Consider the following 16,919-nt stretch of genomic DNA (forward strand, 5'->3'; position numbering starts at 1 on the left):
CATACTCAGCAACAGGTATGAAACACTATACTTATATCGGTTAACTCGTGGTTCATTATATTTACCATTAAAATTACGTCAAAATCCTACGCTAGGTAATTTTTTTACCGCAGGTCTCAGCTTGACGCAAGCATAATATTTTAAATAAAAATCCCGCCTCCAAATGGAAGCGGGATTTTACTATTTATAACCTTGTACTTTTAACTTCGTACTTTGGATTATTACATCATTCCGGGCATACCTCCACCCATTCCACCTGGCATTCCGCCACCTTTGTCGTCCTCTGGGATATCAACAAGGGCACATTCTGTAGTAAGGATCATTCCGGCAACAGAAGCAGCGTTTTCAAGAGCTACTCTCGTTACTTTCTTAGGATCTATAATTCCGGCTTTCATCATATCTACAAACTTGTCAGTCTTCGCATCGTAACCAAATTCTTTCTTGCCTTCAAGAACTTTATTGATCACCACAGAAGCTTCACCACCTGCATTTTCTACGATTGTTCTAAGCGGAGACTCAATTGCTCTAAATACAATTTGAACTCCGGTTGCTTCATCGTCGTTTTCAGCCTTTATTTTAGAAAGAACGGCCTGTGCTCTTACAAAAGCAACACCACCACCGGCAACTATACCTTCTTCTACAGCCGCACGGGTTGCGTGAAGTGCATCGTCTACACGGTCTTTTTTCTCTTTCATTTCAACTTCTGAGGCTGCACCTACATACAGTACGGCAACACCGCCGGCTAATTTAGCCAAACGCTCCTGAAGTTTTTCTTTATCATAATCTGAAGTAGTGGTTTCGATCTGAGATTTGATCTGGTTTACACGTTCTTCAATTTGCTTATTGTCGCCAGCACCGTTTACAATAGTAGTATTATCTTTATCGATAGCTACTTTTTCAGCAGTACCTAACATATCAATAGTAGCGTTTTCTAAAGAAAATCCTCTTTCTTCAGAAATAACGGTACCACCGGTTAGGATAGCGATGTCTTCTAACATTGCTTTTCTACGGTCTCCAAATCCTGGCGCTTTAACAGCAGCGATTTTAAGAGAACCACGAAGTTTATTTACAACCAAAGTAGCAAGGGCTTCGCCGTCTACATCTTCAGCAATAATTAAAAGTGGTTTTCCAGATTGTGCAACCGGCTCAAGAACAGGAAGCAAATCTTTCATTGAAGAGATTTTCTTGTCGAACAATAAAATGTACGGATCTTCAAGATCTGCAGTCATTTTCTCTGAGTTTGTTACAAAATATGGAGAAAGATAACCACGGTCAAACTGCATACCTTCAACTACTTCTACGTGAGTTTCGGTACCTTTAGCTTCTTCTACAGTAATTACACCTTCTTTTCCAACTTTACCGAAAGCCTTGGCGATAAGATCACCAATATGCTCGTCGTTATTTGCTGAAATAGAAGCTACCTGCTTTATTTTTTCTGAAGAATCACCAACTTCTTTGGTTTGTTTCTCCAAATCTTTAGTGATTGCCTTTACAGCTTTGTCTATACCTCTTTTAAGGTCCATTGGGCTTGCGCCTGCTGCAACGTTTTTAAGGCCTTCTTTTACGATAGCCTGGGCCAGTACAGTAGCGGTAGTAGTACCGTCTCCTGCAAGGTCGTTGGTTTTGGAAGCAACTTCCTTAACCATTTGAGCTCCCATATTCTCTAAGGGATCCTCCAGCTCAATTTCTTTTGCTACAGTAACACCATCTTTAGTCACGGTTGGTGCACCAAAAGATTTACTTATTACTACGTTACGTCCTTTAGGACCTAAAGTTACTTTTACGGCATTTGCCAATGCATCTACACCGCGTTTAATTCCATCGCGGGCTTGAATGTCAAACTTTATATCTTTTGCCATTGTTAGTTAATTTTGTCATTTCCGCATGAGCGGAAATTGAATTATTAATATTTTATTTTGAAAATCTCCCCGGGATTGGGGAAAAGAAGTCTTATACTATTGCAAGGATATCGTCTTCTCTCATCATTAGATAGTCTGTGCCTTCAAGCTTCAACTCTGTACCGGAATACTTTCCGTAAAGTACAGTATCACCAATTTTCACAGTCATATCGTGGTCTTTATTTCCCTTACCTACAGCTACAACTTTTCCACGTTGTGGTTTTTCTTTAGCTGTTTCGGGAATGTAAATTCCAGATGCCGTTTTAGTTTCGGCGGCTTCAGGTTCAATAAGTACCCTGTCTGAGAGCGGTTTAATGTTTAGTCCCATTTTTTATAAATTTATTTAGGTTAATTAATCTTTAAATAAGCGACTAAGCCTATTTCTAAAATTATGCCACCCCGCTTTTACTGCCAATTACCAACAAAAAATGCCAGCTTGTCATAAGCTGGCATTTGTAAATTTATAAAGAAATAAGCCTTTATTGATCGTTGTCAGATTGAGGTTGCTGTCCTGGCATTTGTGCCGGTGGGGTAGTGGTGTTCTCAGGCATTGCATCTTCATCAAAAACCCTTGATTCGCCGTAACCTGCATCATCCATAATAGTTACGTTAGAAAGTAAAATAAGGACTAATAAAAGCGTAGCTAAAGTCCAGGTACTTTTATCTAAAAAGTCTCCGGTCTTTTTAACGCCACCTACTTGTTGTCCGCTACCGCCAAAAGAGGAAGATAAACCACCGCCTTTAGGATTTTGTACCATAATTACTACTACCAGTAAAAAGGCTACAATAACTATTAATGCTAAAAAAATCGTGAATGTGCTCATTCTTGCTTTGTATTATTTTCTTGTAATTTTTCGATTGCCCGAATTTGGTCAGCAAAGAAACCACTTTTTTCGGGATTTTTCAAAATTAATATTTTATAAGCCTGAATGGCTTTTTTGTAATTTTTTTGCTCTAAATAAACCCTTGCTAAAGTCTCTGTCATTAACGACTCAGGCGGGGTTGTGCTCACTTCTGCCAGGTTGGATTTGTTGGTAGGCTTACCGGGTTTTATCTTCGGACTTTTGGATATAAACTTGTCTATAAGTTCAAATTTTTTATGCTGAACATCATCTTTTTGAAATTCTTCTTCTGATTCTTCCCGTTTTATAGGTTTTGCTGAAGTAAGTCGCAACCATTCTGAAAAGGAATGTGATTCTGAAGAATCGAATTCCAAAGGTTGCCCCATATTTAATCGATCTTCAGCTGAATCATCTCCTTTTTGATCTTCGGTTTCTGTAGGTTTTTCAGAAAACAACTCGGGATCCATTACCTGTTCAGATTCAGACTGCCGCATTTTAATAGCTTCGTCTATAGCCATACTTCTTTTGGCAAAAACTTCCTCAGGTTCAAAAACCGTAATATTGCGCAATTGCTCTTCCTGGTCCTGGATTTGTCTGGCAATTTTATTCTGATTAAATTCTTCTGAAGTAATAAAATCGAAAAGGACGCTGCGGTTGGTGGTATAAGCAGCAGTTTTTTTAAGCGCGCTGTTGTAACTGAATTCCTGGTGCTCTTTTAAACCTTTGAGCCTTACTGCACGCGCCGCCTGAAAATAGGGTGCTTTTTGAATAAGCTTTTCCAGTGCGCTGGTTTGCCCGGCAGTAATCCCGGCGGGTTCTTGCAGTAATTTTATGAATTCGTTTGCTTCCATATTACCAATCGGTTAAAGCGGCATTAAAGATATCCTGGGTGAGGCGTGTGTAAATCTCATCTAAGGCAGTGGCCAATACATCCCCAACCAATTGCGCATTGGCAGGATAATCGTAATAAAAAGAGAACCTTCTTTCAAAATCCTTTTCCGGTTCCAGGGTATTATAGTAACGTACGTTTACCGCGATGGTAAGTCGGTTTTCTGCAGCGGTATTTTCAGCGGTAGCAGTAATTGGGGCTACATAAAAATCGATAATTTCTCCTTCAAAAATAAGGTCGGCGTTGTTGTTTGCCAGGCTTAAACTTGTTTGGTTCTGGATGAGGTCTTGCAATTCTAAGGTAAACGTCCTGTCTATTCCTGGCTCTACCAAATCGGCCTGGTTTTGAAAGAAGTTCACCTGAAAAGAATCGGCATCACCGGTATCGGCTCCTGTAAAGGAATAAATTCCGCAGGATTGCGTACAAAGCAAAAGTACAAAGCATAAAAGAAATGCAGGTTTTTTCATAAAATCGGGTGCTAAAATTACAGGTTGTATTGTTTTATTTTTCTATAAAGCGTGCGTTCACTTATGCCCAATTCTTCAGCGGCAGCTTTGCGTTTTCCGCTGTGTCTCTCCAAAGATTTTTTAATAAGTTCCAATTCCTTGTCCTGCAAAGAAAGGGTTTCTTCTTCCTGGATTTCTTCTGCAAAATAATATTTGTCCTTTTCCCTGCTAAGATCAGATTTGGGACTGTTTTGCGGAATCTGTAAAACTTCCAGTCTTTCATCGTTTAAAGCTTCCAATTCTTCCGCATCAACGTCTTCTCCGTCATCATCGCCATAAATCTTCTCAATTAGACTTTCGTTCTCATCCTGAACTTTCTTGGTATTACCACTCTCCATAAGTTTTAAGGTGAGTTTCTTGAGATCGGTAAGGTCGCTTTTCATATCAAAAAGCACTTTATAAAGAATTTCGCGTTCATTGCTGAAATCGCTCTCCTTCTTTTTATCTGCAATTACCGCGGGTAAATTACTACCAATATCAGGCAGGTATTCTTTTAAACGTTCGGGCCCGATGATGCGCTCCTGTTCCAGGACTGAAATTTGTTCAGCAATATTTCTTAGCTGCCTGATGTTTCCTCCCCAACGGTATTTTTGCAGTAAACCTACCGCATCATCCTGAAGTTTAATGGTGGGCATCTTATACTTTAAAGCAAAATCTGAAGCGAATTTCCTGAATAATAAATGAATATCTTCTTTACGCTCCCGCAATGGCGGAAGGTTGATTTCTACCGTGCTCAACCTGTAATAAAGATCTTCCCGGAATCGTTCTTTTTTAATAGATTCCTGCATATTAATGTTGGTAGCCGCGATAATGCGAACATCAGATTTCTGGACTTTAGAAGAACCTACTTTTATGAATTCCCCGTTTTCTAAAACCCGAAGCAAACGCACCTGAGTAGGAAGCGGTAATTCTCCAACTTCATCTAAAAAAATGGTGCCGCCATCGGCAACTTCAAAATAACCGTTTCGGGTTTGGGTGGCCCCGGTAAAAGCGCCTTTTTCGTGACCAAAAAGTTCAGAATCTATGGTTCCTTCGGGAATTGCGCCACAGTTTACCGCGATGTATTTTCCGTGTTTTCTATGTGATAAGGAATGGATTATTTTTGGGATACTTTCTTTCCCAACTCCACTTTCTCCGGTTACCAATATCGAAATATCTGTAGGTGCAACCTGGATTGCTTTTTCTATCGCGCGGTTAAGGCGTTGGTCGTCGCCAATTATGCCGAACCGCTGTTTTACTGCCTGAATTGATTCCATATATGAATTCTGCTATTTCCCCGAGGATAAAATCTAATTTCTCCACGTTAAGAAATAACTACCGTTTTTAATTATTTTCACTATACCCAATCGCTTCTCCAATTAGAGTGGCGCTGGTACAGTCATTTACTTTTACGTTTACAAACTCTCCAATATTGTAATTTTCCTTCGGAAATACCACAACCGTATTTTGTGTTGTTCGTCCGCTCCACTGTTCGCTAGATTTTTTAGATTCCTTTTCTATCAAAACCTCTACTGTTTTGCCCAGGTATCCTTGCGTTCTAAAATGATTATGTTCCCGCTGAACTTTGACTATTTCGGCTAATCTTCGTTGTTTTACTTCTGGAGCAACATCGTCTTCCAGCTTTCGTGCAGCCATAGTGCCTGGCCTTTCAGAATAAGCGTACATATATCCGAAATCATATTTCACATATTCCATTAATGATAATGTGTCCTGGTGATTCTTTTCGGTTTCTGTGGGGAAGCCAACAATTAAATCCTGTGAGATCGAGCATTCCGGCATTAATTCCCTTATATAGTCTATAAGTTTAAAATACTCGTCGCGGGTGTGTAGCCTGTTCATCTCTTTCAGGATCCTGTCGCTTCCGCTTTGAACCGGTAAATGAATATGTTTACAAATATTAGGATATGCGGCCACAACCTCAATCACCTCCAACGTCATATCCTGCGGATTTGATGTTGAGAACCTAATCCTCATTTTTGGCTGTGCTTCAGCAACCAGTCTTAAAAGTGCTGAGAAATCGGTGGCCGTAGCCTTTTGCATTTCCGAAGCATTTTTAAAGTCTTTTTTGAGTCCGCCGCCGTACCATAAATAACTATCTACATTCTGGCCTAAAAGCGTAATTTCCTTAAAACCTTTGTCCCAAAGATCGTTTACTTCTTCTACAATACTTTGTGGATCGCGGCTTCGTTCCCTTCCTCGGGTAAAAGGTACCACGCAAAAGGTACACATATTATCGCAACCACGGGTTATAGAAACAAAAGCTGAAACCCCATTAGATTGCAAACGAACGGGAGAAATATCGCCGTAAGTTTCTTCTTTAGAAAGGAGCACATTTATTGCATCCCGGCCTGCTTCAACTTCATTTATAAGATTGGGAAGATCTTTATAGGCATCCGGGCCAACTACAAGGTCTACGATCTTTTCTTCTTCCAGGAATTTTTCCTTAAGACGTTCGGCCATACAACCTAAAACGCCCACTTTCATTCCGGGATTTATTCTTTTTACGGCATTATATTTTTCAAGTCTTTTACGAACGGTTTGCTCGGCTTTATCCCTAATAGAACAGGTGTTTACCAAAACAAGGTCTGCTTCCTCAAGATTTTGAGTAGTATTAAAACCTTCTTTTACCAGGATAGAAGCTACAATTTCACTATCACTAAAATTCATCGCACAACCGTAACTTTCAATAAAAAGTTTACGACTGTTTTCTGGCCTGGGCTCCATCACCAGCGTATTTCCCTGTTGTTTCTCGTCTATTGTCTTCTCCATATTTCAAATCTTCCTTTTCAGGATTAAGAAATGCAAAGATAAGGGTAAAACGAACTTCTGACAAAGTGACAGCAATTTTTTTAATTTCCCCACGCAACCTTTTTGTATTTGCTGCATCTATATAGTAACCAACCTGATAATTATGAGATTTTTCTACAGTTTAATTACGTTGCTGCTCCTGGCCTTAATGGCTTTATTCACTTCTTGCGAGAAAGATGCTACGGAAGAAGAATTTTATAATGTTGCGGTTCCCGTTGTACAGCCTATCGAAGAATTCAGGGCTATGGTAAAGATATCTGAACCCAGAGCTATCTCTGAAGCCGGAAAAATATATACCTATGGCGATTACGTTTTTATAAACGACGACCAGAAAGGAGTACATATTATCGATAACAGCGACCATCGCGCTCCGGTAAAAATTAAATTCCTTGAAATTCCGCAGAATACCGATATCGCGGTAAAAGATAATATGCTGTTTGCAAATTCAGCGATGGATCTTGTGGTTTTTGATATAAGCGATATGAATAATATGAAGGAGGAAGAAAGATTGAAAAACGTTTTTCCTAATCATAACAGCCGGATCCCTGCAGGTGCTTCTTTTGTAGATAGCGATAATTTTAATGCTGAAACCGAAGTAGTAGTGGGATATGTAATGGAAACCCGAAAGATTGAAATGGCAAGTGGGCCAGATGTTTGGGATAGAGTTTCTTTTGAGAGTTCAGGTGCAAATTCAGCGGGCGGAACCGGAACCGGTGGTTCTTTAGCACGTTTTAATATTCATCAGGATTTTCTTTATGTGGTAGATCAAAACCATTTATCCGTTTTCAATATTGCCGGACTAACAAATCCTGAATTATTAAAAACCGAATGGGTAGGTCCGGATATTGAAACTATTTTTTATATAGAAGATCATTTATACCTGGGAAGTTCTTCGGGGATGTATATCTATAGTGTAGAAGATCCTGCTTCACCACAATACAGGTCTATGTTTAGCCACATCCTGGGCTGTGATCCCGTGGTGGTAAAAGATGATATTGCTTATGTGACCATTCGGGGCGGAAACGCCTGCGGGCAGGAATGGAGCCAGCTGGATGTAATTGATGTAGCTGATAAATCTAATCCGAAGTTATTGGAAACTTATCCAATGGAAAATCCTTATGGACTTGGAGTAAAAGACGATTGGCTTTTTGTTTGCGACGGTATCGCCGGTTTAAAAATATATGATACAAAAAATACCCCCAACCTGGAACTAATAGACCATTTTCAGGAAATTAACACCTATGACGTCATCCCTTTAGAAGATGTGTTGTTAATGGTTGGGGATAATACACTTTACCAATATACTTATAAAGGTAATGAGATCAATTTACTAAGCACTTTCAGTCTTAATTGATTTTATTTTGTTTGGTTTTTTAAGGGTGCCCCGCAACTTCGCGGGGCTTTTTTATAGGTTTTGGGTAAAATAATTTTTTCAGGCGGGAAGTCTTGAATGTGGCTGTTTTGCAAGCTATTTCAAGTTGTTTTGTGAAATCATGTAGGCTGTTAAAAAAAAATTGATATACTTTTGCAGCTAGAAAAATAGAGTTATGGCAAAGAATTTAGTGATTGTAGAGTCCCCTGCCAAGGCGAAAACCATCGAAAAATTTTTAGGAAAGGATTATAAGGTGGCTTCCAGTTTTGGACATATTGCCGACCTGCCTACAAAAGAATTAGGTGTTGATACCGAAGGTAATTTCAAACCAAAATATATAGTTTCTAAAGACAAGAAAGATGTAGTTAGAAAACTCAAAGGTTTTGCAAAAAATGCAGAAATGGTATGGCTGGCAAGTGATGAAGACCGGGAAGGAGAAGCTATTGCCTGGCATCTTGCCGAAGAGCTTAACCTTAAGAGTGATAAAACCAAACGAATTGTTTTTCACGAGATCACTAAATCGGCTATTCTTAAAGCGATAGATAATCCGAGAGATATTAATTATAACCTGGTAAACGCCCAACAAGCCCGTAGGGTTTTAGATAGGTTGGTAGGTTACGAGCTTTCGCCGGTTTTATGGCGAAAAGTTAAGGGAGGTCTTTCAGCTGGTAGGGTGCAATCTGTAGCGGTTAGACTTATTGTAGAAAGGGAACGCGAAATTCAAAATTTTTCTGCGGAAGCTTCTTTTAGAATAGATGCCGAATTTACTACTGAAGATGGTAAATCTTTTAAAGCTAAAATTCCCAAGAATTTTGATACCCGTAAAGAGGCCGAAGCATTTCTTCAGCAAAATTTGGGATCAGATTTTAAAGTTGCAGAACTTACTACCAAACCCGCAAAGAAATCTCCGGCACCGCCATTTACCACTTCAACCTTACAACAGGAAGCCGCGAGAAAATTATATTTTTCAGTAAGTAAAACCATGACCATGGCGCAGCGTTTATACGAAGCCGGTCATATTACTTATATGAGAACAGATTCGGTAAACCTTTCAGAAGATGCGAGAAAAGGTGCAAACGAGGAAATTTTAAAAGCCTACGGAGATAAATATGCAAAATCCCGACAGTTTAAAGGAAAAACCAAAGGTGCGCAGGAAGCTCACGAAGCGATTAGACCAACAAATTTTGCCAGTCATTCGGTAAGGGCAGATCGTGACGAACAGCGTTTATACGAGTTGATCTGGAAACGATCAATTGCCTCACAAATGAGTGAAGCCCAATTAGAACGTACAAACGTGAAAATTGAAGCTTCTAAACACGATAAGCAGTTTACTGCAAATGGGGAAGTGCTTAAGTTTGATGGCTTTTTAAAAGTTTATCTGGAAAGCACCGATGATGATGATGATGAGGCAGAAGAGCAAAACGGAATGTTACCGGCTTTAAAGGAAAATCAGCCTTTAAATAACAAGTATATAACCGCAACCGAAAGATTTACAAGGCCACCATATAGATATACTGAAGCTTCTTTGGTGAAAAAACTGGAGGAATTGGGAATTGGACGACCTTCTACTTATGCGCCTACAATTTCTACTATTCAGAACAGGAATTATATTGAAAAAGGATCGGTAGATGGTACAGAACGCGAGTATTTGCAGTTTGTGCTAAAAGGCGAAAACATTAAAGAGAATAAACTAACGGAAAACGTTGGAAGTGATAAAGGGAAGTTAGTGCCAACTGCTGTGGGAATGGTAGTGAACGATTTTCTTGTGAATCATTTTTCCAATATTCTGGATTATAATTTCACCGCGAGAGTTGAGCAAAGTTTTGATGATATCGCTGAAGGAAATGAGGAATGGACACATATGATGAAGGAATTCTATGAAGACTTTCATCCGCAGGTAGAAGATGTTGCCAAAAATGCCGACAGGGAAGTTGGAGAAAGGATTTTGGGTGAAGATCCCGAAACCGGAAAACCGGTTAGTGTTCGTTTAGGAAAATTCGGGCCAATGGTTCAGATTGGTTCGGTAGAAGATGATGAAAAACCAAAATTCGCCAGTCTTGGACCAGACCAAACTTTAGATTCTGTTACCTACGAGGAGGCGATGGATCTTTTTCAGCTTCCGAAGGAATTGGGAGAGTATAAAGATGAAAAAGTTGAGGTAAACAACGGTCGTTTTGGTCCTTATGTGAAATTCGGCAAGAAATATGTTTCCCTGGAAAAAGGAGAAGACCCGTTAAACGTAGATTTTGATAGGGCGATGGAGTTGATTAAGGAAAAGGAAAAGGCTGATGCGCCAATTCACCATTATGAAGATATGCCGGTTCAAAAAGGGGTAGGTCGTTTTGGGCCTTTCTTAAAATGGAATGGTATTTTCATTAACGTGAATAAGAAATACGATTTTGATAACCTTTCTATTGAAGATATAGAAACCCTAATCGAGGATAAAAAGCGCAAAGAGCGCGAAAAATTGATCCATAACTGGGAAGAAGAAGGAATTAGAGTAGAAAAAGCACGTTGGGGAAGGTTTAATATCATTAAGGGTAAAACCAAAATTGAATTACCAAAAACCACCGATGCGGAGAGTTTGAGTTTAGAGGAAGTGAAGGAAATTCTTGAAGAGAAGTCTAAAAAGAAGAAAAAGACTACAAAAAAGAAAGCTCCTGCAAAAAAGACGGCCGCCAAGAAAAGCACTACGAAAAAGAAAACAGCTACAAAAAAGAAGAAGTAATTTATGGATTTAGATTTTCTGAGTCCCCTTTCTGAAGATTTGCTTAAGGAGATCACCGGTTTTGGTGAGCATTCCCTGGGAAATTCAGTAAAAAAACATACCGCCTCCCAAGGTTTGCCAGATTTAGATGGCATACAAATGGCGGTGGTTGGTGTTAAAGAAAACCGTCTGGGAGAAGAAATAGACTTTCTTGATTTTATAGATGTAAGAAAAGCATTTTATAGTCTATTCCCAGGAAACTGGCATATTAATATTGCCGATCTTGGTGATATTGAAAAAGGGGAAACGGTAGAAGATACTTATTTTGCATTACAAACACTGGTGGCTCAACTGGTGAAAAAAGATGTGATTCCGGTGCTTTTGGGCGGAAGCCAGGATTTAGTTTACGCACAATACCGGGCTTACGATACTTTAGATCAAATGGTAAATCTCGTGAATATAGATAGCCGTTTTGATCTTGGTGACGCTGAAAAACCAATTAGCAACAGGTCTTACGTTGGTAAGGTGGTTGTGAACCAGCCGTATAACTTGTTCAATTATTCTAATATCGGGTATCAGACCTATTTTAATTCGCAAGATGAAATTGAATTAATGGAGCGCATGTTCTTTGATGCTTATCGTTTAGGGGAGGTGACCAATAATATCAAATTGGTAGAACCGGTGATGCGGGATGCAAATATGGTGGCCATAGATTTGGGGGCTTTAAGTGCGCCTTCATCGGGTTCCCGGGATATAGCTTCACCAAACGGATTTGACGGTAAAGAAATTTGCGCACTCTCAAGGTATGCCGGGATTAGCGATAAAGTGAGTTCCTTCGGAATTTATGAATATGATAATTTAAAATTCGGAAATTTGGGCGCCATGTTAATGGCCCAAATAATGTGGTATTTTGCAGAAGGTATAAATTACCGTACTAATGAAAATACTATTTCAGCAAAAAAAGAGTTTATAAAGTATCAGGTTCCTATAGATGATGAGGTTTTGGTGTTCTATAAAAGTCCTGTGAGTGGGAGATGGTGGATAGAAATTCCGTTTCTTGCACATATAGATACTAAATTGAAAAGGAGTACGTTATTACCTTGCAGCGAGGAAGATTACCTGGAGGCGTGTAACCAGGTGATTCCGGAAAGATGGTATAAAGCAAAAAGAAAAAACGAAGTTTAAAATAATTTCAGGCATTCTTGGTATTTACTGTATTTTTACCTAAAATATTGTTTTTTAAAAAATAATTAGATAGGTTTACTGCCGTAAATTGAGATGTCTTAACCTAAGAGAAACTATGAAGAAATTTATTTCGCTAATAGCTGTTCTAGCCTTGCTTTCAAGCTGTGGGCGTGGAGATCGTGGTCAGCTGGTTGGTGCGAAAGGTGAGAAGTGGAATCCGGAGAAACCGCTTGGGATGACATTAATTCCGGGGGGTGCGTTTATTATGGGTAAGTCTGATGATGACATCGCGGGCCAACGCAATGCACCACCTAAAACGGTGACAGTGCGTTCATTTTATATGGATGAAACTGAAATCACCAATGCCGAATATCGCCAGTTTGTCAATGATGTTAAAGATTCTATTGTTAGAACCGAATTAGCAATTATGGCCGAAAATATGGGTGAGGCTGAAGGTTCAGGCGGGATCGGTGATTATGCTTTTATGGATGCCGATGAAGGTAATATGACGCCTTATGAGGAATATATGTTGAATACTTACGGCCAGGGAGGTCCCTCAGATACCTACGAGAACCGTCGATTAAATAAAGACATAGATATTATATGGGATACAAATGATTATCCAGATGTTTATTATGCCGAGGTGATGGATATGATGTATATCCCAATGGAAGAGGTTTATAATGGTCAACGTACCATAGATGTTGAGAAACTTAAATTTACTTACTCCTGGATGGATATGCAGGGTGCTGCAAAAAATCAGGGGAATAGAAGTGAATACATTCAAAGAGAAGAAATTCAGGTTTATCCCGACACTACAGTTTGGATAAGAGATTTTAATTATTCGTATAATGAGCCTATGCACAACGATTATTTTTGGCATAGTGCTTTTGATGATTATCCTGTTGTAGGCGTTACCTGGAAACAGGCAAGAGCTTTTACCCAGTGGAGAACTTTATATCATAACTATTACCGAAGAGAAAAAGGAGAACACAATGTGCCTTCTTACCGTTTGCCAACCGAGGGTGAATGGGAGTACGCTGCCCGTGGCGGTTTAGAAGGAGCTACTTATCCTTGGGGTGGGCCGTATGCCAAAAACGATCGAGGATGCTTTATGGCAAACTTTAAACCATTAAGAGGGGATTATGCAGCAGACCAGGCCTTATATACCGTTGAGGCAAAATCTTACGATCCCAATGATTACGGATTATATAATATGGCCGGAAACGTTGCAGAATGGGTAGATTCTTCTTACGATCCTGCTTCTTATGAATATATGTCTTCAATGAACCCTACTGTAAACAATCCTGATGATATGCGAAAAGTAGTTCGTGGAGGTTCCTGGAAAGATGTGGCTTATTTCCTACAGGTAAGCTCAAGAGATTATGAATATGCAGATTCTGCGAGAAGCTATATTGGCTTTAGAACAGTTCAGGATTACCTCGGAACAGATGTTACCCTAAATCAACCAAACAGATAATTAACAAAACCTATTTAACCAGTAGAAAATCTAAATCTATTTTATTATTATGGCAAAATCAAATTCAACAAAGAGAATAACAAACATGGTGTACGGTTTAGGTGCATCAGTAGTAATATTAGGTGCGCTTTTCAAAATTATGCACTGGCCAGGTGCAAATCCAATGCTTATTGCAGGACTTGTAGTAGAGGCTCTTGTATTTGCGTACTCAGCATTTGAACCTACAGACGATGATCTTGACTGGTCTTTGGTATATCCTGAATTGGCCGGAGGGCAGGCAAATCACCGTAGTGCCACAGTAATTGAGGATGAAAAAGAAACTAAGGGACAACTTTCTAAAAAACTTGATGAAATGCTTAAGGAAGCTAAGATAGATGCTAGTTTAATGCATAGTCTTGGAGACAGCATTCGTAATTTTGAGGGTGCAGCTAAAGGGATTGCTCCAACCATAGATGCTATGGCTTCTCAAAAGAAATACAGCGAAGAGCTTACAACAGCTGCTACGCAAATGGAAACATTAAACAATATTTATAAGGCTCAGGTAGAATCGGCCTCACGTCAGGCAGAAATCAACCAGGAGGTTGCTGAAAATGCTGGTAAATTAAACCAGGAAATGGGATCGCTTGCAGCGAACCTTTCCTCTTTAAACGGTGTGTATGGTGGTATGCTTACTGCTATGAACGGCACCCGTAGTAGCGTGGCGACTAATTAGTGAATGCATTATCCTGAAAACCTAAATTTTTAAAGAACAAAACTAATTAGCACATGGCGTCCGGACAACAAACACCAAGACAGAAGATGATTAACCTGATGTATCTGGTTTTCATCGCAATGATGGCACTAAATATGTCTAAAGAGGTTCTTACGGCCTTTGGTCAAATGAATGAAGATCTTGAGGAATCTAACATAACTACATCTCAACGTAACGAAATGGCAATGGCTGGTTTGGCCGCCAAAGCTGAAGAACAACCTGCAAAATATGAAGAATTAAAAGCTAAAGCCGAGCAAATCGGGACGCTTTCTGATAATCTTTATGCAACAGTTGGTAATTTAAAGAATGAATTATTGGGAGATGTCGATGAGGAAGATAGAAGCAATTATGAAGCTATGGACCGTTCTGATAAGCTTGATAACTTGTTTTTTGCGAGTGGAAGGGTGACTCCAAGAGGAGAAGAATTTACAACGGCTATAGATGAATATAAAAATCAGGTACTTGCTATCCTTGGAAATGATTTTCCTGAGATTAGAAGGAAAGTAACTAAAGATTTTTCTACGGAAGAGGTAACCAATAACGAAAATGTAACCAAGCCCTGGTTAATGTACAATTATCAAGGGTTTCCATTAATAGCTTCTCTTACAAAGCTAACGCAGATACAATCGGATATTAGAACAACAGAGAATGATATCTTATCATCAATGCTTGAAGGGCAGCTACAAAGTGATGTTTCTTTAACCAACTATCAGGCGATAGTGGTACCGGATAAAACGGCTTTTTTTAGTGGTGAAAACTTTAAGGGTAAAATTGTTTTAGGTCGAGTAGACCCTACCCTTAAATTTGAAAACGTTACTGTAAACGGTAATAAGGTGGAAAGCACACAGGCCGGTCAGGTAATGTTGGATTTCCCTGCTGGAAATGTAGGAGAAAGAGAGATTGATGGAGAGCTTCAGTTTAAAGAAGGAGATTCAATTGTTAGGATTCCAATTAATAGTTCCTACGCGGTAATTCCAAAACCTAATTCTGCAGTTATTTCTGCCGATAAAATGAATGTACTTTATCGTGGGGTTCAAAATCCTATGACGATTTCCATTCCGGGTGTTGGAAGTATAAGTGCTCAGGCTCCGGGACTTTCTCCTGCAGGTGGTGCAGGCCAGTATATGATGAATGTTACAACATTGCAAGCTAGAGAAGTTGCTATTAATGTAAGCGGTAAACTTCCTGGTGGAGAGACTGTTTCAGATAGTAAAACATTTAGAATTAAGGATATTCCTCAACCTGTGGGAACAGTAAGGGGAGAAAATGGGTCATTGCAGATGCAACGTAATAGTTTAGAGATTTCTACTATTAGTGCCAGCCTTCCGGACTTTGACTTTAACCTTGATCTTAATGTTACAGGATTCAGTTTTAAAGTACCTGGACAACCTACGATAAGGGTTAATGGAAGTAAATTGGATAACAATGCGAAAGCCGCTTTAAGAAGAGCCGGAAGGGGAGAAACTGTTCAGATCTTCGATATACAGGCAGGTATCGCTGGTAATTCCAGTTACAAACTTAAAAAGGTGGCTCCTGTTATTGTTGAGTTGACAAACTAATAAAATTTAGAAGATGAGTTGGAGAGGATTTTTATTGAATGCTTTGGTGCTGGTTTTTACGGTAGCATCCTACGGGCAGACAAATATTTTAAATGCCAAAGATCCGGATGATATCGGTAAAAAGACCGAAGCCCAGATTCAAAGTGGTAAAAACGATAAGCCACTGGAATATGGATACATTGAAGATCGTGATGTGTTATGGTCTAAAAATATATGGGAAAAAATTGACCTCAATGAAAGGGTTAATTTTCCTCTGTACTACCCAATAGATAAAAATAATATTGGTAACAATCGACGTTCACTGTATGATGTTTTGGTTTCTGCCATTCAAAGCGGTGAAATCCAAAATATTTACGCCGATTCTTACTTCACTGAAAAACGTACGCTAAAAGACATTGAGGCAACTATATCCAAGGTGGATACTACAGATCTTGGTATTGAGCAGTATAATGCAGGTGAGGAAGTAGATCAGCAATTTATTGACAGGAGAGATCTTGGTGCTGCTGATATTGCTGCATATCATATTCGTGGAATGTGGTATTTTGACAAGCGCCAGGCCGAAATGAAATATAGGTTACTTGGGATTGCTCCTGTAGCTCCTGATGTTAATTTTATAGACTCTGGTCAAACCGATCTTGTTGAGCTTTTCTGGGTTTGGTTTCCCGACGCAAGAGGAGTTTTACACGAGAATAAAGCCTTTACTGGAAGCAGTTCTGCACAAACCGTAACTTTTGATCATCTGCTGAATTCAAGAAGATTTGATGCAATGATATACAAAGAAGACAATGTCTATGGCGATCGTGAGGTAGATGATTATATTGTAGATAATGCTTTTATGGAACTTTTAGAAGCACAACGTATAAAAGAACAAATAAGAAACTTTGAACTGGATATGTGGAATTACTAAAGTCCTTAAGTTTTA

General features: G+C 39.3%; 14 protein-coding genes. 7 read left to right on the forward strand and 7 right to left on the reverse strand.

From position 1 onward, the window contains the following. Nucleotides 1-221 precede the first annotated feature (221 nt). From groL to miaB, 7 genes are all read right to left on the reverse strand, one after another. Nucleotides 222-1,859 carry a chaperonin GroEL gene (gene groL, locus LB467_RS14170; protein ID WP_224474707.1) on the reverse strand — a complete coding sequence of 546 codons (1,638 nt, stop codon included), beginning with the start codon at nucleotides 1,857-1,859 and terminating at the stop codon, nucleotides 222-224. A gap of 91 nt (nucleotides 1,860-1,950) precedes the next feature. Next, entirely contained in the window at nucleotides 1,951-2,226 is a 276-nt protein-coding gene (locus LB467_RS14175; protein WP_224474708.1) for a co-chaperone GroES, read from the reverse strand. 151 nt (nucleotides 2,227-2,377) lie between these two features. After that, on the reverse strand, nucleotides 2,378-2,722 hold the full coding sequence (gene secG / locus LB467_RS14180; protein WP_079735797.1) for a preprotein translocase subunit SecG: 345 nt from the start codon (nucleotides 2,720-2,722) through the stop codon (nucleotides 2,378-2,380). Continuing rightward, nucleotides 2,719-3,591 (reverse strand): hypothetical protein, encoded by an 873-nt coding sequence (locus LB467_RS14185; protein WP_224474709.1) that lies wholly within the window; start codon nucleotides 3,589-3,591, stop codon nucleotides 2,719-2,721. Before LB467_RS14185 ends, secG begins: the two co-directional genes overlap by 4 nt. Before the next feature lies 1 nt (nucleotide 3,592). After that, nucleotides 3,593-4,096, reverse strand: coding sequence for an LptE family protein (locus LB467_RS14190; protein WP_224474710.1), 504 nt, complete (start codon nucleotides 4,094-4,096; stop codon nucleotides 3,593-3,595). A gap of 17 nt (nucleotides 4,097-4,113) precedes the next feature. After that, entirely contained in the window at nucleotides 4,114-5,391 is a 1,278-nt protein-coding gene (locus tag LB467_RS14195; RefSeq protein WP_224474711.1) for a sigma-54 interaction domain-containing protein, read from the reverse strand. Nucleotides 5,392-5,458: 67 nt separating this feature from the next. Continuing rightward, nucleotides 5,459-6,904 carry a tRNA (N6-isopentenyl adenosine(37)-C2)-methylthiotransferase MiaB gene (gene miaB, locus LB467_RS14200; RefSeq protein ID WP_224474712.1) on the reverse strand — a complete coding sequence of 482 codons (1,446 nt, stop codon included), beginning with the start codon at nucleotides 6,902-6,904 and terminating at the stop codon, nucleotides 5,459-5,461. 142 nt (nucleotides 6,905-7,046) lie between these two features. Here miaB and LB467_RS14205 point away from each other — a divergent pair, with 142 nt between their 5' ends. The 7 genes from LB467_RS14205 to porN all read left to right on the forward strand — a co-directional run bounded on the left by LB467_RS14205 (nucleotide 7,047) and on the right by porN (nucleotide 16,904). Beyond that, the gene (locus LB467_RS14205; protein ID WP_224474713.1) at nucleotides 7,047-8,297 is read left to right on the forward strand and encodes an LVIVD repeat-containing protein; all 1,251 of its coding nucleotides are present in this window, start codon (nucleotides 7,047-7,049) and stop codon (nucleotides 8,295-8,297) included. 193 nt (nucleotides 8,298-8,490) lie between these two features. Next, nucleotides 8,491-11,043 carry a type I DNA topoisomerase gene (gene topA / locus LB467_RS14210; protein WP_224474714.1) on the forward strand — a complete coding sequence of 851 codons (2,553 nt, stop codon included), beginning with the start codon at nucleotides 8,491-8,493 and terminating at the stop codon, nucleotides 11,041-11,043. A 3-nt stretch (nucleotides 11,044-11,046) separates the two neighbouring features. Beyond that, a complete protein-coding gene (locus LB467_RS14215; protein WP_224474715.1) occupies nucleotides 11,047-12,207 on the forward strand; it encodes a formimidoylglutamase in 1,161 nt (386 codons plus the stop codon). A 115-nt stretch (nucleotides 12,208-12,322) separates the two neighbouring features. After that, nucleotides 12,323-13,687 (forward strand): T9SS ring complex lipoprotein PorK/GldK, encoded by a 1,365-nt coding sequence (porK, locus tag LB467_RS14220; protein WP_224474716.1) that lies wholly within the window; start codon nucleotides 12,323-12,325, stop codon nucleotides 13,685-13,687. A gap of 49 nt (nucleotides 13,688-13,736) precedes the next feature. Next, nucleotides 13,737-14,399 carry a type IX secretion system motor protein PorL/GldL gene (gene porL / locus LB467_RS14225; protein WP_224474717.1) on the forward strand — a complete coding sequence of 221 codons (663 nt, stop codon included), beginning with the start codon at nucleotides 13,737-13,739 and terminating at the stop codon, nucleotides 14,397-14,399. A 53-nt stretch (nucleotides 14,400-14,452) separates the two neighbouring features. Beyond that, nucleotides 14,453-15,997, forward strand: coding sequence for a type IX secretion system motor protein PorM/GldM (porM, locus tag LB467_RS14230; protein ID WP_224474718.1), 1,545 nt, complete (start codon nucleotides 14,453-14,455; stop codon nucleotides 15,995-15,997). A gap of 13 nt (nucleotides 15,998-16,010) precedes the next feature. Continuing rightward, the gene (gene porN / locus LB467_RS14235) at nucleotides 16,011-16,904 is read left to right on the forward strand and encodes a type IX secretion system ring subunit PorN/GldN (RefSeq protein ID WP_224474719.1); all 894 of its coding nucleotides are present in this window, start codon (nucleotides 16,011-16,013) and stop codon (nucleotides 16,902-16,904) included. Nucleotides 16,905-16,919 lie beyond the last annotated feature (15 nt).

It is taken from the genome of Salegentibacter tibetensis, from assembly GCF_020164485.1.
In the GTDB taxonomy this organism is placed as follows: domain Bacteria; phylum Bacteroidota; class Bacteroidia; order Flavobacteriales; family Flavobacteriaceae; genus Salegentibacter; species Salegentibacter tibetensis.